This window comes from Veillonella atypica KON, from assembly GCF_002959915.1.
GTDB classification, from domain to species: Bacteria; Bacillota; Negativicutes; order Veillonellales; family Veillonellaceae; genus Veillonella; species Veillonella atypica.
Map to the genome: position 1 here is coordinate 24620 of NZ_PPDE01000003.1, position 18105 is coordinate 42724.

At 38.1% G+C, this 18105-nt stretch carries 16 protein-coding genes; 10 read left to right on the forward strand and 6 right to left on the reverse strand.

Features of this window, described 5'->3' with window-relative positions:
• Positions 1-36: 36 nt before the first annotated feature.
• The 3 genes from istB to VAHSUH02_RS09755 form a co-directional block, all read right to left on the reverse strand.
• A complete protein-coding gene (gene istB / locus VAHSUH02_RS01095) occupies positions 37-792 on the reverse strand; it encodes an IS21-like element helper ATPase IstB (protein WP_105112029.1) in 756 nt (251 codons plus the stop codon).
• Entirely contained in the window at positions 776-1282 is a 507-nt protein-coding gene (locus VAHSUH02_RS09750; RefSeq protein ID WP_255308837.1) for a Mu transposase domain-containing protein, read from the reverse strand. Before VAHSUH02_RS09750 ends, istB begins: the two co-directional genes overlap by 17 nt.
• Positions 1283-1349: 67 nt before the next feature.
• Positions 1350-2075: a DDE-type integrase/transposase/recombinase gene (locus VAHSUH02_RS09755; protein WP_255308838.1), complete on the reverse strand. Its 726-nt coding sequence runs from the start codon at positions 2073-2075 to the stop codon at positions 1350-1352.
• Positions 2076-2361: 286 nt separating this feature from the next.
• Between VAHSUH02_RS09755 and VAHSUH02_RS01105 the strand changes: the two genes are divergently transcribed.
• The 4 genes from VAHSUH02_RS01105 (at position 2362) to VAHSUH02_RS01120 (ending at position 4918) form a co-directional block, all read left to right on the forward strand.
• Positions 2362-3156, forward strand: a complete 795-nt coding sequence (locus tag VAHSUH02_RS01105) for a DUF805 domain-containing protein (protein WP_255308839.1) — start codon at positions 2362-2364, stop codon at positions 3154-3156.
• 175 nt (positions 3157-3331) lie between these two features.
• Positions 3332-3583, forward strand: a complete 252-nt coding sequence (locus tag VAHSUH02_RS01110) for a hypothetical protein (protein WP_005384158.1) — start codon at positions 3332-3334, stop codon at positions 3581-3583.
• A gap of 44 nt (positions 3584-3627) precedes the next feature.
• On the forward strand, positions 3628-4461 hold the full coding sequence (locus VAHSUH02_RS01115) for a hypothetical protein (protein ID WP_005384157.1): 834 nt from the start codon (positions 3628-3630) through the stop codon (positions 4459-4461).
• A 115-nt stretch (positions 4462-4576) separates the two neighbouring features.
• Positions 4577-4918 carry a hypothetical protein gene (locus VAHSUH02_RS01120; RefSeq protein WP_005384156.1) on the forward strand — a complete coding sequence of 114 codons (342 nt, stop codon included), beginning with the start codon at positions 4577-4579 and terminating at the stop codon, positions 4916-4918.
• A gap of 202 nt (positions 4919-5120) precedes the next feature.
• Here the strand turns inward: VAHSUH02_RS01120 and VAHSUH02_RS01125 are convergent, their stop codons facing one another.
• A complete protein-coding gene (locus tag VAHSUH02_RS01125; RefSeq protein ID WP_005375750.1) occupies positions 5121-6476 on the reverse strand; it encodes a class II fumarate hydratase in 1356 nt (451 codons plus the stop codon).
• A gap of 278 nt (positions 6477-6754) precedes the next feature.
• On the opposite strand from VAHSUH02_RS01125, the gene VAHSUH02_RS01130 reads away from it, so the two are divergent.
• Positions 6755-8839: an OPT family oligopeptide transporter gene (locus VAHSUH02_RS01130; RefSeq protein WP_005375753.1), complete on the forward strand. Its 2085-nt coding sequence runs from the start codon at positions 6755-6757 to the stop codon at positions 8837-8839.
• Between the two features lie 10 nt (positions 8840-8849).
• Positions 8850-9677, forward strand: coding sequence for a polysaccharide deacetylase family protein (locus tag VAHSUH02_RS01135; protein ID WP_005375770.1), 828 nt, complete (start codon positions 8850-8852; stop codon positions 9675-9677).
• Between the two features lie 207 nt (positions 9678-9884).
• Here VAHSUH02_RS01135 and VAHSUH02_RS01140 read toward each other — a convergent pair whose 3' ends face one another.
• Together VAHSUH02_RS01140 and VAHSUH02_RS01145 are read right to left on the reverse strand one after the other, a co-directional pair.
• Positions 9885-11204: an S-layer homology domain-containing protein gene (locus VAHSUH02_RS01140; RefSeq protein WP_005375742.1), complete on the reverse strand. Its 1320-nt coding sequence runs from the start codon at positions 11202-11204 to the stop codon at positions 9885-9887.
• A 104-nt stretch (positions 11205-11308) separates the two neighbouring features.
• Positions 11309-12919, reverse strand: a complete 1611-nt coding sequence (locus VAHSUH02_RS01145) for an S-layer homology domain-containing protein (protein WP_005384149.1) — start codon at positions 12917-12919, stop codon at positions 11309-11311.
• 500 nt (positions 12920-13419) lie between these two features.
• Here VAHSUH02_RS01145 and VAHSUH02_RS01150 point away from each other — a divergent pair, with 500 nt between their 5' ends.
• The 4 genes from VAHSUH02_RS01150 to VAHSUH02_RS01165 all read left to right on the forward strand — a co-directional run bounded on the left by VAHSUH02_RS01150 (position 13420) and on the right by VAHSUH02_RS01165 (position 17939).
• On the forward strand, positions 13420-14157 hold the full coding sequence (locus VAHSUH02_RS01150; RefSeq protein WP_038148974.1) for a (Fe-S)-binding protein: 738 nt from the start codon (positions 13420-13422) through the stop codon (positions 14155-14157).
• Between the two features lie 12 nt (positions 14158-14169).
• On the forward strand, positions 14170-15615 hold the full coding sequence (locus VAHSUH02_RS01155) for a LutB/LldF family L-lactate oxidation iron-sulfur protein (protein ID WP_005384145.1): 1446 nt from the start codon (positions 14170-14172) through the stop codon (positions 15613-15615).
• On the forward strand, positions 15615-16343 hold the full coding sequence (locus VAHSUH02_RS01160; RefSeq protein WP_005384144.1) for a LutC/YkgG family protein: 729 nt from the start codon (positions 15615-15617) through the stop codon (positions 16341-16343). The genes VAHSUH02_RS01155 and VAHSUH02_RS01160 overlap by 1 nt, the downstream gene beginning before the upstream one ends.
• Positions 16344-16547: 204 nt before the next feature.
• The gene (locus VAHSUH02_RS01165) at positions 16548-17939 is read left to right on the forward strand and encodes a cation:dicarboxylate symporter family transporter (RefSeq protein WP_005375760.1); all 1392 of its coding nucleotides are present in this window, start codon (positions 16548-16550) and stop codon (positions 17937-17939) included.
• Positions 17940-18105 lie beyond the last annotated feature (166 nt).

Below are 18105 nucleotides of genomic sequence, written 5' to 3' on the forward strand. Positions count from 1 at the left end.
TAAGAATGTACAATTTTGACGATGTACAATGTACAGTTATTCCTTCTGTTGCATATGGTTTCGTAACCGGTATGAATCTCCAGTTATGCTAATCACATGTGCATGGTGAAGTAATCGATCAACAATAGCATTAGCTACTCGCTCATCATGTAAAATGGTAGCCCACTCATCAAAATTAATGTTAGACGTTACGATGGTACTTTTCTTTTCGTACCGTCTATCAATAATTTGAAATAGTAAGTTAGCATCACCTGGTTGTAACGGTAAATAGCCAATTTCATCAATGATGAGTAATTGGTAGCGTGCATAATGCTTGAGCCGAGTTTCTAATCGTCCTTCATCTTTTGCACTCTTAAGGTTTTGAATTAAATCATGGCATTTAATAAAATAGGTGCTTCGTCTGTTACGAGAGCTTTCAATACCTAGTGATGTAGCTAAATGTGTTTTCCCAACTCCGCTAGAGCCAAGAAATACAATGTTTTCAGCTTGTTCCATGAATCCTAATGATGCTAAATCCTTAATTTGCATTTCGTTAATTTGTGGTTGAAATGAAAATTCAAAATCAACTAGTGTTTTCAAATGAGGAAAATTACTAATTTTCACCATATGGTTAATTACGTTTTGTCGTTTAATATCAACTTCGTAATCACTCAGCTTCAATAACCACTCAATATGAGATAAGCTCTGTGTATTAGCTAATTCAATTGTTTCATCTAGGTGTAACATGCATTGTTTTAGTTTTAGATATGCTAGATTATCTTGTAAGCGTTGGTAATTAGTCTGTAGTGTCATAGATAGCTCCTATCTTTTCCAAATTAGATTTTGCTTTAGCTTTCACATCTTCAGAACTTAGATAAGGAATTGTTTTCTGCAATTGTGCCTCATAATGAGAAGGCAAATAGTTAACCTTCTTATCACTTAATGGGTGCTGTGCAATCAATTCTGTGCTATCATATATGTATAGCATCTTATCTATGGTCTTTAAGGTCATAGATTTGGCCACATATCCTGGCGGTACAGAATAGTGGCTACCACGAAAGCTAATGAGATTACTTGCTGAAACCTTAGCTTTTGGGTGATCTATGCGGTAGGAATCTCTTATCACTTTTGTTGGAAGTGGGGTAAGAGATTCCTTTTCTTTTTCAAGCAGTGCAGACGGTATTTGTCTTGTAGCTTGAGAAATCGCTAGATTACTACGTAAAATAATTTTTTGAATCTGTTCTTCCACTTCTTGTATTGTTAATTTTCCTTGGTACGCATGAATTTCATCTAGAATTTTCATTTGGCTTTCTACTTTGCCTTTCGTTTGTGGACGGCGCGCCATACACGGCTTAAATGTAAAGCTAAAGTCACTTGAAAATTGGTTCTGCTTTGGTATGAAGCTGTCCTTTAGTTCCAGCTAGCCTCGGTTGTACCATCACGGTTTTCATATTATCTGTTAATAGTACATGCGGAACACCTTGTAATTGTTCAAAGAATTCTACCAATGCATCTTGTAGTGTTTCAGTAGTTCTATCGAAAGTGACCTTTGCTAATTTGTATCGAGAATAGCCTAATGTCATCAGCAATATATTAAAAGTTATGTGTGTGCCATCATGTAATAGGAATTTAATATTCTCTTTCCAATCAACTTGAGCCTGTTCAGCTGGTGCGGTTTCAAAGCGAATCGTATGCTGTGTGCTAGGCGATGTATGTTTTCTATCAAAATAGGATTGAAATACTGGTATCTTTAAAATATAACCGCGAAATGTAGAGTAAGCAGCTGTGAGTCCATGGTTATCTACCAAGTATTGCCACAAGACACGCTTATAATAAAATTGTTGGGGCGTATCATCAGATAATAAAGTCTGTATTACGTCATAAAATTTATCAATCATAGATGGTTTATGACGATGTGGATCAGGCGTTCCATTTTCATAATGAGATTTTATGGTGCGTCTATCATAGCCTAATTCACGACCTAGTAAACTATAATTAGGTTTCAAATTGCAAGCCTCCAGAATGTCTCTTAATAATGGTAAGTCTAATAATGATGTTACAGTAAATGAACTGTTAATAGCGTATACGTATTGCATGTTGTTATCACCTCAACTATAGTATCGGTGATACAATCAAAATTGTACATTCTTATATCATCATTTTTGTACATTCTTAGAGTATCATTTACATTTAGTTGATGAATTCAGAAAGTTTAAGATTGAAGTAGTAGAGTTAATTCAATATGTAAGTAAATTTAAAACACTTACGATGAATATACAAACTTATCTTTCAATAGCTCTACTAGTTTTTTTAGGGATAGATACTAATGTATTTATACTATCTCTTATTCCGGGGATAACGTATACACAATATGATTACAATATGATATCTTATGTTGGTGCTATTCTTTATGCTCTTTATATATTTAGTATAAATTATATGAGATTGAATTATTATGAAAAAGATTCTTTTAATTGGCTTAATGTCGTTATAATAATTTTTTTAATAGTGGTTTTGCTATTAGGGAATAGTATTACTATTTCTAGTTCTAATTTTAGGTTTGCAAGCACTACTGACTATATATTTGGGAATGAGGTACTATGGAGCGTAGATACACCTGAATTGTTCTTTCCTTTTTTGTACGGGACTCTTCTACTTTTTACATTTGGAATTGACAAATTATGGTCTAACCCTGATGTTATTGAAACTAATGGGATTATTTTTGATAATAAAGTTATTGATGTATGGTGGGGAAACAGAAATGATTTAACCGATGGACAGATTAAGACTTTAAAGTTGTATTATAGCCGTCAAGATAACTATCCTTTCTGGGTTGATATTTATAAAAGTATTTTAATTGATAGCCTATGGTTTTATGGGCGTAGTACTGTTCGTCAGTGGGGTATGTTTAATGTATTTTTAGCTTTTATTATATATAATTTTGTTGTAACTTATACTATTGAGCCATTCATTATAAGATATGCTTTATACATTTATCTCACATATACTGTATTTACTATGATATGTAGACGCTTGATAGATAGCAATAGCAGTATTTTCTGGCTTTTGTGTTTGTTTGTGCCTTTAGTTAATATATACGTACTATACTTGTTATATAATAAAACTTCGGCAGTATATGATCAGGAAAGTAACTCAATCTTTTATTATCCTTTATAACTAAAAGAGGGGTTGGGATGGAATCTGATAAACTTATATTTCATCTGCCCCCCTTTTCACGTTAATTAAGCAAATGGTTTGAAAATGGCAAGCGTAATAATTTTAATATCAGTATTTATATGGTGAATGGTAGAGAGCATATTCGACGAGATAAATTATGGAGGAATAAACATCAATGAGTGACTCAGATGCTTCTTTATATGATGAAGTTATTGAAGGTTTGAGGTGTAACAGGGAGTTAGAAATATATTATAATGATTCCACATATGGGCTTGTTACTTATGGGGCGTTATGGCAACTCTGGAAAGATGAGGATCTTTTAGCAGAATGTAATGATTTTTTACCATTATTAGAAAATCTGTTAATAAATGGGAGGAGTTTAAAAGATATTATAGAGCAGAGAGAGTGTGGATTACTTTTAATGTAAGAAGGCCTGAATTATAATCTAATGAAACTATAGAAGGAATGTAGATGATAGAATTAGAACCTATTAAGCAGATAAAAAGTCCAAGTTCAGAAAATGTTATAATTTTTGCTTTGCGATGTGTAAATTATATGATTATAAATGATAAACTTAATGGTTTAATTGTTTTGGACCTAGAGTGGAGAGAAGTTAATAGAATTTATATAGGCGAACAATTATTACTTATTGAAGCAATTTACACAGATATGGTGAGAAATAAAATTGTATTTAAGTTAGAGTCGTCTTTATGCTTTGTAGATATTGATGCCCATTTTGTTAAGTTAATACCTATTCCAAAAAATATTAAGGAATTCTATTTTTATCAGTTATATAAATTTAGTGATGACATAATTTTAATGCGTACCAACAAAGGCATAGTATCTTTGTCATTGATTGATTATTCTGTTCGTATTATAGATGAAATAGCAGACTATGATGAAAAATTTGCATATTTTGTTTATGAAAGTGAAATAAAAGAGTCATTTCCTCATAATGAAAAATTAGTGTGTTTGGATACAAATAATATTACGATATTAGATGATCTTAAAAAGATTCAGATTCAAAACCCTATTTCTGTTCCGTATTTTGACGTATTTGTGACTGATAAATATGGTTTAGCTGTTGCAGAGAATCAATTACAGATTTTTAATCTCAATGGAGATATAAAAAGCAAGATATTATCATATAAAAGACCATGGTATGGTGGGCGAGCTGATATAGTTGAAAAAGATGATGGACTTCATTTATATGTTATAAGCCATAATGATTTGGAAGAATTAACAAGTCTTTCAGAATATATAATTCCATTTGATAAGATACCTAATCATGTAGTGTTATTATAAGATTTATATTTAGAAAGTCGTTGCTAGAAATGTCGGTTCTTTTGTATCTGTTACGGTGAGTGAGCGTGTGCTACAGATAAAATTAAATCTGATTAAAAAAGGATATAGATAGGTAATGCTTCAGGACTTAATTATAATAATAGGAATAATATTTTTTGCATACAAATTAATTACTCATGAAGGTAAGCTTTCATTAGCCAGAATTGTGGCAATGTTAGGTATGTCTATATGGCTTGGGTTAGGTTTACTTCATGAAGTCGTTTCGATATTTGTATTATTCTTTTGGTCTTCAGTTGTTATGGGGATTTCTTTAATCGGAATGTATTATATACCTAGTAGTGAAAATTATGATGCGGTTGAAACACAAAAGCATCAAAAATTATTTAAAGGCGCTTTATACTCTTGGTTATTTCTAGTAGCCTTATACATATATTTATATGTTTTAACCTATTATTAAATATTATACTTTTACTTGGATTTGCTTGGTGGGAGTTTTTGCAAGGGAGAGAATTTGTGAGAAATAAGGTGAAACCACAAAAGGACGCTATAGTCTAATCTTCAGTAGTATATACTGAATGATTTAGAACTATGGCGTCCTTTTTTCCGTTCATTTGAGGTATGAGAGGATGTTATAGATATGTCAAAGAGATGTGAGAGGTTTATTTCATGCGAACTGCTTCAGCAAATTCGTCTTCGGTCATGAGTTTTTCTTCCAAGATGATTTCTTTAATAGAGCAACCGCGTTTGTATGCTTCTTTTACGACCTTAGCACTCTTATCGTAGCCGATGTATGGTGTTAAGGAAGTAGCAATCATAAGGGATTGTTCTACGAAGAATTTAAGTTTTTCAGGTACGAATTCTACGCCGTCGATGCAGTGTGTAGTGAAGGAATTCATCGCATCTGCGAGGAGGCGACAGCTTTCAACAAAATCATAGATCATGATAGGCATGTACACGTTCAATTGGAACGCACCGCTACCTGCACAAAGTGTCATGGTTGTATTGATACCGAATACTTGGGCACATACCATAGCAAGAGCTTCGCATTGGGTAGGGTTAACCTTACCTGGCATGATGGAGGAGCCTGGTTCGTTTTCAGGAAGATGCCATTCGCCATAGCCACAGCGAGGGCCGGATCCTAAGAAACGGACATCGTTCGCAATCTTAAACAATGTAGTAGCCAATGTGTTAAGTGCGCCGTGAGCCATCATGAACGCATCTTTTAAGGATAGGCCTTGGAATTTATTATTCTTAACGCGGAATGGAGCGCCTGTTACTTCTGGCAATACGGTTTCCATAACGTCTAGATATCCCTTAGGTGTGTTCACACCTGTACCAACGGCAGTGCCGCCAAGGGCAACGTCGAGTAGGTAGTCAGCGTTTTGAAGGAGCATAGTTTTGGCAGTTTTTAGGCCGTCTACAAAGGCGCTAATTTCTTGATCCACCATGATGAAAGTAGCATCTTGTAGGTGAGTACGACCAACCTTTTGCAAGCCTATACCTTTTTCTTGCAATTTTTCAAAGGATACAATAAGGCCGTCCAATGCAGGAATTACGCGTTTTGTAATTTCAAAGTACCCGCAGATATGCATTGCTGTTGGGAATGTATCATTTGTACTTTGGCCGCGGTTTACATCGTCGTTAGGATGAAGTGGATTAGCTTCATCTAACTGCTTAGCCCGGTGAGCGATAACTTCGTTCACATTCATGTTTGTTTGTGTGCCAGAGCCTGTTTGGAATACGGTCAATGGGAATTCCTCATCCCATTTGCCATCTACGATTTCATCTACTACTTGGGCAATGAGTTTCGCTTTTTCCTCAGTTACTGCGCCACATTTTGCATTGGTTAAAGCACATGCTTTTTTGACAAGCGCAAGCGCTTTGATTTGTTCAATAGGGATGCGGTGGTCACCGATCTTAAAGTTATTGAACGAGCGTTGCGTTTGAGGTCCGTAAATTCGTCTAGCGTCGACTTCGACTGGTCCCATTGAATCATATTCAATTCTTGTTTCCATAATGTTTACAACCTCCTTAAAAGACATGCCGACCTATCGTCGGTTCCTTTCTATTATATACAGAAAAACGAAAAAATATAATAGAAAATGATAATAAATACCAATTAGATATAATGCGTACATGGCTATTACCTTTATACATATTTGATTTATATCTATAAATTTGTGTATACATAGCACATATATGGTTATATTTATTGTCAACATCGCTTTAACACGATAAAATGAATATAGCTTATAGTTAGTTTTATTTAATTTATAAGAGGAGGTAAGTACTTATGAAACATGATTTTATGAGCCATGACCTTCACTTGCCGGAACTTACGTTGCGTGGGATGTTATTAGGTGCATTGATCACTCTAATATTTACGGCATCTAACGTATACTTAGGTTTGAAGGTCGGTTTGACATTCTCGTCATCCATCCCGGCAGCCATTATCTCAATGGCAATTTTACGTTTCTTCAAGGATTCTAACGTTCTTGAAAACAACATGGTACAAACGCAAGCATCTGCAGCTGGTACCTTATCTGCAATTATTTTTATCTTGCCAGGTCTTTTAATGCTTGGTTATTGGCAAGGGTTCCCATTCTGGCAAACATTCTTGATTTGTGCATGCGGTGGTTCCCTCGGTGTGTTATTCACCATTCCATTGCGCCGTGCCATGGTAGTGAACAGTGACCTACCATATCCAGAAGGCCGTGCAGCAGCCGAAATCTTGAAGGTCGGATCTCATAATGGTGGTGAAGTTGCTAAATCTGGTTCCGGTATGGCAGACATCGTTTCCGGTGGTGCTGTAGCTGGTATCATCAGCCTTTGTGCTAACGGCTTCAAAGTTCTTGGCGATAGCATGAGCTTCTGGCTTCCAGTAGGTAGCAAAGGGATTACTCAAATTCCATTGGGATTCTCCACAGCGTTGTTAGGTGCTGGTTACCTTATCGGTATCGCATCTGGTATCGCTATCCTCGTTGGTGTTCTCATCGCATGGGCTGGCTTTGTGCCTTACTTGACTAATGTATTTGCTCCAGATGGTGGTGCAACTGCAAAATTTGCTATGGGTATCTGGAAATCTAAAGTTCGCTTTATTGGTGCTGGTGCTATCGGTATCGCAGCGATTTGGACATTGATTACCTTGATTAAACCTATCATCGAAGGTATGAAAATTTCCGTTAAATCCATGAATAGCAGCGCTGCTGAACGCGAAACGCATCGCATGGATACAGATATGAGTACAAAATCTGTATTGATCGTATTTGCCATCATCCTTATTGGTTTGGTTATTACGTTCTGGGATTTCGTATCCGCTGTACCTATTAGTGCAGGTTTAATGTGGACTCTTGTTGTTGTAGGTGTTGTAGTAGCTTTATTAATCGGCTTCTTCGTAGCTGCAGCATGTGGTTACATGGCAGGTCTTATCGGTACATCTGCATCTCCAATCTCCGGTATTGGTATCCTAGCAACTATTATTTCTTCTCTAGTGGTATACTTCATCGCTTCTGAAAATAATTTGTTTGCTACCGAAGCAGGCGTTCAATTCGCTACAGCTATGGCTATCTTCATGACATCCGTAGTTATTGCTATTGCATCTATCTCTAACGATAACTTGCAAGACTTGAAAACTGGTCAACTCGTTGGTGCTACACCTTGGCGTCAACAAATTGCATTGTTACTTGGTTCCGTAGCCGGTGCTATTGCGATTGCTCCAGTTCTTAACTTGTTATACCAAGCATATGGTTTTACAGGTGCGTTGCCTCGTGCTGAAATGGATCCAAATGCTGCATTATCTGCTCCACAAGCAACATTGATGACTACAATCGCTCAAGGTATTTTCAATGCTAGTATGGATTGGAATTACATCTTGATCGGCGTTGGTGTTGGCGTAGTAGCAATCATTGTTAACTTGATTCTTAAGAGTACAACTGCTTCCTTAACATTGCCTCCATTGGCTGTTGGTATGGGTATCTACTTGCCTCCAACATTGGAAGTACCTCTTATTATCGGTTCTTTCTTGAGCTATTTCGTAGGTCGTTACCTCATCGCTCGCGCTAAAATGCGTGCTGGTGAATTGGCTGAATACGATGTAGAACAATCTAATCGTCGTGGCGTTCTCTTTGCGTCTGGTTTGATTGTTGGTGAAAGCTTGATTGGTGTAATCATAGCTGTTATTATTGTATTGTCAGTTACAACTGGTGGTGGTGAATCTCCACTTGAATTAGTTGGTCCTGAATTTGAAAGTACAGCTGGTTGGTTAGGTCTACTTGCTTTCATCTTCTCTGCACTCTATCTAGTTCGTCGTGTTGTAACTCACAAATTTGATAAAGCAGAAGCTCTCGCTATGAAAGCAGAGCAAGAACAAGCAAAGTAAGAGGTTAACCATGAAATTAAAACAGACTGTTCTCATCATGATGGCTGCCGCATTGCCACTCACATCTATGGCAGCCGCTAGTGAAACGATTCCTGTAACAAAGGATACTGGTGCTGTAGTAGCACAAAATAATCGTCACGATGTGACATATCGTCTTTCTAGCACGGCTACGCCAGAGCAAAACAAAAAATTACGTTCCGTAGCGAATAAAACTGATCGTGGTACTATCGAAGTGGTAGCGCCAAATGCAGATCGTTATATGGATCGTAAAGAGGTAGGCGTATCTCCTGTAGATGCGACTACAGATCATTTGAATCTCGTATTCCCAGAGGTTAAATCTGTTAGCCCTATCGTTGAAAAAGCCATTAATACAACGATTAAGAAATACGTGTCCAAGGTTCAAAATGACACTCAAAAATTGAACGAAAAAGAATCCAATAAAACGAATGTCATCATGTATTATGATGTAAAAACGGATAAAAATGGTATCTTTAGCGTTTTGATTCACACCTATACAATGCGTGATGGCGATGCAAATGGTGTAAATTATGTAAAAGGCTTTACATTCAATACTACAACAGGTCGTCAATTATCCTTGTATGATCTTGGTGGTTTGAATAAGAAGGAACTCGTTAATGCTATCAATAATAATCAACAAGTGAAGGATGCCGTTGGTGCGAATGCTACATTCGACAAAATGCCATCTGAATTCTACACAACTGAAGATTATTCGGTAGTGATGATTCTTCAACAAGATGTGGATACAATCCATAGTGCTGGTACCGTATATGTACCAGTTGGCAATTTGCGCGACCGTCAAAATGATGTGACCAAATAACAAAACTAACTATATGTGTCTGTATTGTTAAACAATGCAAGGTGCGTAGCACCAAAAAGGGTACACAGACTGTTTTATGTGGTATAGAACTTAATACTTACTAAAAAGCCCCTCCGCGATGTGCGGAGGGGCTTTTGTGCGTATTATCCTGTATGAAGAATAGGGGGATAGGACAAAAAAGACAGCCCCGAAGGGCTGCCTAATTGATTATTTTGTTGGTTTTAATGGTAATGGGAATTGGATTGTCGTAGTCGGAATTTCCTCAGGCGGTGTTTGAACAATTACCTTCTTACCAAATTTCTTTTTAAATGCCTTTACTGTTCCAGGTTGTACAGAATCAGCCGTAATAACTAATACAGATGCATCATCTGTTGGTAAAATACTAATGATTTTACCTTGAGGTTCTTTGTTTTGATAAAGTGCCAATGCATCGGATTGGAGGTCTTCTAATTGGGCTTGTGTCAATTTGCCTTGGCTTACAATTAATGCATTATCGAGTTGTGGATCGTGAGCGTCAGCTAGTGCTGTATGAACTGTATCGAAGTGTTTTTTGTCCACTACAGAAACGTGCAATTTACCTTCCTTCCAGAAGAGAGCACCATCGTTTCTAAATTGTGTGAAGTCTTGACCATAGTGAAGGGCGTGGCTGATGACATTGGATGTTTTTTGTTCCACTTGTTGACGGTAGAGCGCATTGTGGAATGCCAATGCTTGTGGTGTTTGTGTCATACGGTAGGAAATTTCAGCCGCCTCTGCACGGGTTACGTATTTTTCTGGGTTAAACATCGTGCCTGGTGCATAGTTGGTAAATCCTAAGTATGCTAATTCACGGACTGCATCTTGTGCCCAAGGGGCTACGAATTTTTGGTCCCCATACGCTACTTGATCGAGTACAGTAGGATCATCTGTTGTATAGCCTAGATAATGTAGGTAGTTATCTGCTACCACAGCAAATTCTTGGCGGGACATATATTTTTCAGGTTTATATGTAGTGTCGCCATAGCCAGAGATGATATTCTTGCGCGCTACTGATTCAATAGCGAGGGCAGACCAACGGTCGGATGTAATATCTTTAAAGTGACTAGAGATGAACGCTGCTTGGCCATCATCGGTAATGTTGTTGAATAGGGAGGCCACTTCTTCGCGTGTCATTGGTTGATTAGGACGGAATGTGCCATCCGCATAGCCTTTCATCAATTTAGCCTTTGCTACGGCACTAATTGATTTAGAAGCCCAAAAATCACTTGGTACATCGGAGAAGATGTATGGTCGCACATCTTGGATATCCTTTGGAGACGTAACAACACCGGAGCGAAGTTGTTGGTTAACAACAGTATTAGCAGGTACAGCAGTTTTATTTTGTTCAGTAGCTGTTGTATCTTGAACGGTTGCCGTTGTTGTTACAGTATGTTGCGCTGGAGTAGCGCTTGGTGTTTGTGCCGGTGTAGCGGCAAATGCCATACCGGATGTAGTAAGTAAAGCGGACAGGATGAGAGCCCGTAATGTGTGTTTTGATACCTGTTGCATACATATCCTTCCTAATCATGTGGTAAATATATCAAAAACAGCGTTAGATAACGCTGTTTTTGAAGTCTCCTTAAGGACTAAAGTATATCGGAGTTTTGTCGCTATTAGCGTTTTACAGTCATTTTAACTTTGGAACCAAATACCTTGGAAATACCTTGTTGTGTTTCTTTGCTTGCAGTGCTAACTACAGCGTATAATTGATTATTTTCAACGTCTGGGAATACGGCGATAATATTGCCACCTTTTTCGTTTTTGCTGTAGTAGTTACGGAAATTAGATTCGATAACATCGTATTCAGTTTGGCTGTATTGAGATGGTTCAACTACTACATAGTTGTTGATAGTAGCATTGCCTTGGCTTGCCAAATTAGCTTTTACTGTATCCAAATCGGAATTAGATTTCAAAGCTACGTGCAATTGATTGTCTCTCCAGTACATAACACCATAGTCTTGGAACGCTTCTGGTGTTTTATATGTTTTGTTGAGTTGAGTGAATACATTGTTTTCCAATGTTTCTTGTTGTTTTTGATCGAGTGGTTTTAATGTGCTGCGACGTACAGGTCGAACGATGCGTGGAGATTGTTCTGCTTTAGACTCAGAAACCTTGTCAGATTTTTTAGCCTTAGCTTCTTTTTCTACCTTTTTCGCATCAGCATCAACTTTTTTAGCATCAGATTTCACAGCAGCATCAGCTTTTTTTGCATCTGCCTTTGCAGCAGTATCCACTTTCTTAGCATCCGCTTTTACGTCTTTAGCGACTTCTTTTTCAACGGTTTTAGTTTTGTTTTCAACCTTTTCAGCGTCTTGCTTTGTATCTTCTTTAATAGCGGTAGCCTTGCTAGTAGTAGGGGCTGTTTCACCGTTTAAGATGCGGTTTAAGATTGTTGCCGCTTGTGCGCGTGTTACAGGTTGTGTTGGGTTAAAATCTGTTGTTGCACCGGATGCTACATAGCCGCGTTGTGCCATGTATTCGATATCCGATACATATGCTTTGGAAATGCTAGCACTGTCTTTGAATGTAACCTTTTCAGATTTTACAGGTGCATCAGGTTTTATTTTCTTTACTAAATTAGCTGCGGAAGCAACGAATTCTTCGCGGTCCATCGCTTTAGCAGGGGCAAATGTAGATTTTGTTGTACCTTCCATAACGCCAGCAGCACCAACTAATTTAATAGCTGTATTGGACCAACGGTCGCTTTCAACATCGGAATAGGAAACACCATTTTCTTTTGTTACTAAGTCAGCAAGTTCTTGCTCGTTCATATTGTGTTGCAACACTTTGCCGTAAATGGCTGCTGCTTGTTCACGAGTAATACTTTTACCAGGGCGGAATGTGTTATCTGCATAGCCGGATAAGTAGCCAGCCTCTGTCATTGCTTGGATGGCATCGCGAGCCCAGTTATCCTTTGTATCTGGGTATACGCCAGCTGGCAATGTTTCTTTAGCCTTTGCAGGAGCCTCAGATTTTTGTGTTGCTTTTGCAGTTGTTGTAGTTTTATCTGTAGTTGTAGTAGATTTAGCTGTCGCTGCTGGTGTAGTTTTCGCAGCAGTTGTTTTTGCATGTGTTGTCTTAGCAGTTGTAGTATGTGCAGATGCTTTTGCATTCGTTACAACTGGTGTTTTCGTAGTTGTTGTAGTTTCTGCATGAGCCATGCCGAATGTAGATCCTAGCGCCAATGTAATCGCTAGAGATAAGGACAATTTATTGAGTTTCATGAGAAAGCTCCTTTCAAATTACGTTTATATACATAAATTATAGCACTTTTATGAAATAACCACTACTATAAGAAAATGTAATATATAAGGATAAAAATTAGATGAATAATGGTGAAAGTTACATTTTCATTATAGCAAATGAGAATGGTGCAATTTTGGGACTAAAAAATATCTACTTGATAAACATTTGCAAATAAAGAAAACACGGGAGTTATAGAAAAAATTTATAAAGCAGTACGTGAGTGTGATAAAAATCAATTTTGATTATTACTTTTAGTCATAAGGATATGATTTATACAACCCTAAATACGAATATAGCAATTGCTTGGACATTTATGGTGCCCTTATTTATAATTATATCGAAATGTTCTTTAAATATAACACTTTAAAGATCGTCAATTTATTGTATAGGCTGATAATTTGTGAAATTTTATCGACCTAAATGGATACATATCAAAATTTTTTTTGAGTTAAGTACTAGAAAAGTTGAGGACGAAAATATGAAAATTCATCTTTTCCAACAGTGTTTGATTGATATGTTCTACCTTCATGTTGGCATGGCTGGTGTAGAAGTACTTGAGAGACTAGGTTGCGACCTTGTAGTGCCTAAGAAACAAGTATGCTGTGGACAAATGTTCACTAACTCCGGTTACAATGATGCGGCTATGGATGCTATTAAGAATACAATCGAATGCTTCGAAAACGCTGACTATGTAGTCAGCATGTCTGGCTCCTGTGCCTTTGCTATTCGCGATGAATACCAACACTTCTTGGAAGGTCAACCTGAATGGCAACAACGCGCAGAAAAATTGAGCGGAAAAATTTATGAATTCACTGAATTCATTACCGATGTATTGGGTGTAGAAGACGTTGGCGCACGCTTTGACGAAACTGTTACATACCATACATCTTGCCACGTAACTCGCTTGATGGGTGTAAAAGAACCACCTTTCAAACTCCTTCGCAATGTAAAAGACCTTAAGTTGATTGAATTACCTCGTGCAGACCGTTGCTGCGGTTTCGGCGGTACATTCTCCGTTAAAAACCCAGAAATCAGCGAAGTAATGACACGCGAAAAAGCTTTGGAAATCGCTAGCACTGGTGCTAATGTAATTTCCGGTTCCGACCAAGCTTGCTTGATGAATATTGCAGGTATGCTTGACCGTCTTCATAAAGATGGTGAAATCGATCGCCGTATCAAAGTAATGCATATTGCTGAAATCTTAAACTGCCGCTAAGGAGGAGACGACATGGCACTTATATATGACAATCGCCCCTATAAAACACGTATAAAAGAATGTTTGGCTGACGATTTCAAAGTTGCAGCTATCAAAAAAGCACAAGACGTGTTTTATGACAAACGTAATACAGTAGTTGCGGACGTTCCTGAATGGTTAGATTTCCGCGCAGAAGCAGCTAAACTTCGTGATCACGTTCTTAACAATTTGGATTACTATGTAAACCAATTCGCTGAAAACGCTGAAAAAGCTGGTTCTAAAGTTCACTTTGCATTCGACGATAAAGAAGCGACTCAAATCGCTTTGGATATCCTTCGTGAACGCGAAGCCAAAATGATCGTTAAATCCAAAACTATCTTAACTGAAGAAATTGGTTTGAACGAAGTTCTTGAAGAAGCTGGTATTGAAGTAAACGAAACTGACTTGGCGGAATTCATTTTGCAAACAGCAGTGAGCCCACCATCTCACATCGTAGTACCAGGCCTTCACTTTGAACGTAATAAAATCCGCGAAATTTTCGCTGAAAAATTAGGTTATACAGGTACTGAAAACCCTACTGAAATGACTCACTTCGTACGTGGTTATGTACGTGAACGCTTCTTGAAAGCTGACGTAGGTGTTAATGGTTGTAACTTTGCAGTTGCTGCATCTGGTACTTGTACTATCGTTTCCAACGAAGGTAACGGTCGTATGTCTAGTTCCATTCCTAAGACTCAAGTAATCTTCTTGGGTACAGAACGTATCGTTCCTGACTTCAAAGCTCTTGACGTAATGATGGAAATGTTGAACCGCTCTGCAGTAGGTGCTAAAATTTCCAACTACTTCTCCATGATGACTGGTCCTGGTCGTGCTGGCGAAGCTGACGGTCCTGAAGAAACTCACATCATCATTATCGATAACGGTCGTTCCGGTATCTTGGGTGGTACATTCCAAGAAATGTTACGTTGTATCCGTTGTGGTGCATGTATGAACATCTGTCCTGTATACCGTCACATCTCTGGTCACGGTTATGGCTCCGTATATCCAGGTCCAATGGGTGCTGTATTGACTCCATTGTTCAAAGGTTACGACGTAGCAGGCGATCTTCCATATGCTTCTACATTGTGCGGTGCATGTACAGAAAACTGTCCAGTAGCTATTCCATTGCATGAATTATTGATGGAACACCGTCATATTATGGCTGACATCGAAAAAACTCGTCCGAAAGCAGAAGAAGCAATCTTCACTGCAGCGGCTAAGATGTTTGGTAACTCCACATTATTCGACCTTGGTACAAAAGCTGGTGCTATCGGCATGAACTTGATTAGTAATAAAGAAGGTAATATGCCTGCATGGACTCAAGCTGTGCCTGTAATGAATGGCTGGACTAAGTCTAAAGAATTGGGTTCCTTGAAATTCAAGAAATTCCGCGATTTATATGCTGAACATGAAAAGAACAAGAAGAAGGAGAAAAAATAATGGATGAAGCTAAACGTAAACAATTTATTGCACGTTTATCTCGTGCATTAGGCCGTGATCAAGAAATGTGCCCTGACTATGTAGAGGATTTTGATTACAGCCATGGTCCTCAAGAAACTATGTTCAAAGATTTGAATCAAGATCAAATTTTGACAATGTTTAAGGAACAATGTCAACGTGTTGGTACAAAATTCGTTGAAACTACACCTGATAAATTAGGTGAAACAATTTTGGCAGCTATCGAAGATTGGGGCAATGGTAAGATTGTATTCCCAAGCACTCCTGAAGTAGACGAATATAAATTAAAAGAATTATTCGAACAAGATGCAGCTAATAATGGCGGCACTCGTACATACTTCCAATGGGACCCAGCTAAAGGCCGTGAAGAATGTATTTCTAATACTGCAAATGCAGATATTGGTATTACATTCCCATACTGCGGTATTGCTGAAACAGCTACTGTAGTACAAGCATCTGGCGAAGAATCTGGTCGTGCTATCAGCTTGTTGCCTACAACTCACATTGCTGTATTGTACACTGATACAATCAACCCACGCATGACACAAACAATGGAACATTTGGCTGAACGTTACCACAATGATCCAGCTAATTTCCCTACAAATATCTGCTTGATTTCTGGTCCGTCTCGTACGGCTGATATCGAGCTCGTTACTGTAGATGGTGCTCATGGTCCTATCCAAGTAACATATGTCCTTGTTAACAGATAGTCCTAATACTAGAGGCTTAATATAACTAAAGACTGTATAAGGCGATCTTCCGATGGAAGGTCGCCTTTTTGCACCTTTGTATAGAATGCAAAATAGGCATACATCTATTTATAGAAATTTCGATATAGCACTTGTAAATTATTCGATATATGATATACTAAGTTCATAACCTATTATTTTAATATGAATTAAACGAGGTGTATTATGAATATTCCATTCTTTACGGATTACCTCATGCTAAGCAATTCATTGAGTATTGGTATTATCGCAGTGTTTGTACTTGCCTTAATCGGTATTTATGTATTGCAACGTAAGGGTACATCCTTTGGTAATCTTGTTATTATTGGCACTATTATTGGTGCCGTATTAGGCGTAGCAATTCAAGTTATTGCTGGTTTTCCTGATGATCCGTCTAAGGTGGTCTACATCAAGGAAAGTACGAAGTGGTTCTCCCTTGTGGGTGGGGGGTTCATCGACTTAATCCGCATGCTTGTTATTCCTATCGTATTTATCTCCATCGTCCATGTTATTTTACACATGGAGGCAGGGGCTAATCTTAAGAAATTAGTAGTTGCCATGGTGTCCACTAACCTCGGCATGGTGGCTGTAGCCGCTATCGTAGGCCTTATCCTCGGTAATGCTTTTGGATTAGGTCAAGGTTTTGATATTGTTGAGTCCGGTAAAAAAATCCGTGAAATCAAACCGATGGTGGATACATTCCGTGCTTTGATTCCTAGCAATCCTATTCAAGCTGCTGCAGAAACAAATGTTATTGGCATCGTAGTATTTGCCATCATCTTGGGCAGCGTAGCCCGTCTCTTAAAACAAACGGGCACCAATAACATGGAAATCTTTACAAAGTTATTTGATGAGCTTCATCAATTGATTTCCTGGGTTGCCGATTTCATTATTGGCCTTATGCCATACGGCGTAGTTGCTTTATTGGCATCTACATTGGCGACACGTGGCTTGCAAGCCATCCTCGACATGGGACTTTTCGTAGTATTGCTTTACGTAGGTCTTTTGATTATGTTCGTCGTTCAAGCTATCTTAATTGCTAGCTTTGGTTACAACCCGATTACATACTTTAAAAAAGCGAAGGCTCCATTGTTGTTGGCCTTCACATCTCGTTCCTCTATGGGCGTATTGCCATTGACTGTTGAAACATTGACAAAACGTCTTGGCGTAAATGCTACAACTGCTAATACAGTAGCATCCTTTGGTACTACTGCAGGCATGCAAGGTTGTGCCGGCGTATTCCCAGCCCTTGTGGTAGTTTACATTTCTAATGTAGCGGGTATTCCATTTGACTTGACAATGTACATCATGAGCGTTATCGTTATCGCTATTGGTTCCGTTGGTATTGCAGGCGTTCCTGGTACGGCTACAATGGCTGCATCCGTATCCCTTAGTGGTACTGGTCTTGGTGCATACTTCACATCCATCAGCCCGATTCTTGCTATCGATCCATTAATCGACATGGGACGTACATGCTTGAACGTATCCGGTTCCTTAACAAATGCACTTGTGGTAGATAAAATTATGGGCACCATTGATAAAGATGCGTATAACAATCCTACACAAGGTGAGGAATAATAGTTAAATAATCATATTGATTGTGAAAGCAGCAGACATTAGGTCTGCTGCTTTTTGCGTAGTTGGACTATGTGTTGTAGTAGAATGCATAGATTGTAATGCAATTGATTTTATACCCTTCTTCGGTGCAATCGAAAATAATTATTATTACATTTTGTAATATCAA

Excerpts from the sequence above, each read along its gene's own strand:
- istB (WP_105112029.1), bottom strand. The coding sequence starts at position 792 with ATGACACTACAGACTAATTACCAACGCTTACAAGATAATCTAGCATAT.
- VAHSUH02_RS09750 (WP_255308837.1), bottom strand. The coding sequence starts at position 1,282 with ATGAAAATTCTAGATGAAATTCATGCGTACCAAGGAAAATTAACAATA.
- VAHSUH02_RS09755 (WP_255308838.1), bottom strand. The coding sequence starts at position 2,075 with ATGCAATACGTATACGCTATTAACAGTTCATTTACTGTAACATCATTA.
- VAHSUH02_RS01105 (WP_255308839.1), top strand. The coding sequence starts at position 2,362 with ATGATATCTTATGTTGGTGCTATTCTTTATGCTCTTTATATATTTAGT.
- VAHSUH02_RS01110 (WP_005384158.1), top strand. The coding sequence starts at position 3,332 with ATGAGTGACTCAGATGCTTCTTTATATGATGAAGTTATTGAAGGTTTG.
- VAHSUH02_RS01115 (WP_005384157.1), top strand. The coding sequence starts at position 3,628 with ATGATAGAATTAGAACCTATTAAGCAGATAAAAAGTCCAAGTTCAGAA.
- VAHSUH02_RS01120 (WP_005384156.1), top strand. The coding sequence starts at position 4,577 with ATGCTTCAGGACTTAATTATAATAATAGGAATAATATTTTTTGCATAC.
- VAHSUH02_RS01125 (WP_005375750.1), bottom strand. The coding sequence starts at position 6,476 with ATGGAAACAAGAATTGAATATGATTCAATGGGACCAGTCGAAGTCGAC.
- VAHSUH02_RS01130 (WP_005375753.1), top strand. The coding sequence starts at position 6,755 with ATGAAACATGATTTTATGAGCCATGACCTTCACTTGCCGGAACTTACG.
- VAHSUH02_RS01135 (WP_005375770.1), top strand. The coding sequence starts at position 8,850 with ATGAAATTAAAACAGACTGTTCTCATCATGATGGCTGCCGCATTGCCA.
- VAHSUH02_RS01140 (WP_005375742.1), bottom strand. The coding sequence starts at position 11,204 with ATGCAACAGGTATCAAAACACACATTACGGGCTCTCATCCTGTCCGCT.
- VAHSUH02_RS01145 (WP_005384149.1), bottom strand. The coding sequence starts at position 12,919 with ATGAAACTCAATAAATTGTCCTTATCTCTAGCGATTACATTGGCGCTA.
- VAHSUH02_RS01150 (WP_038148974.1), top strand. The coding sequence starts at position 13,420 with ATGAAAATTCATCTTTTCCAACAGTGTTTGATTGATATGTTCTACCTT.
- VAHSUH02_RS01155 (WP_005384145.1), top strand. The coding sequence starts at position 14,170 with ATGGCACTTATATATGACAATCGCCCCTATAAAACACGTATAAAAGAA.
- VAHSUH02_RS01160 (WP_005384144.1), top strand. The coding sequence starts at position 15,615 with ATGGATGAAGCTAAACGTAAACAATTTATTGCACGTTTATCTCGTGCA.
- VAHSUH02_RS01165 (WP_005375760.1), top strand. The coding sequence starts at position 16,548 with ATGAATATTCCATTCTTTACGGATTACCTCATGCTAAGCAATTCATTG.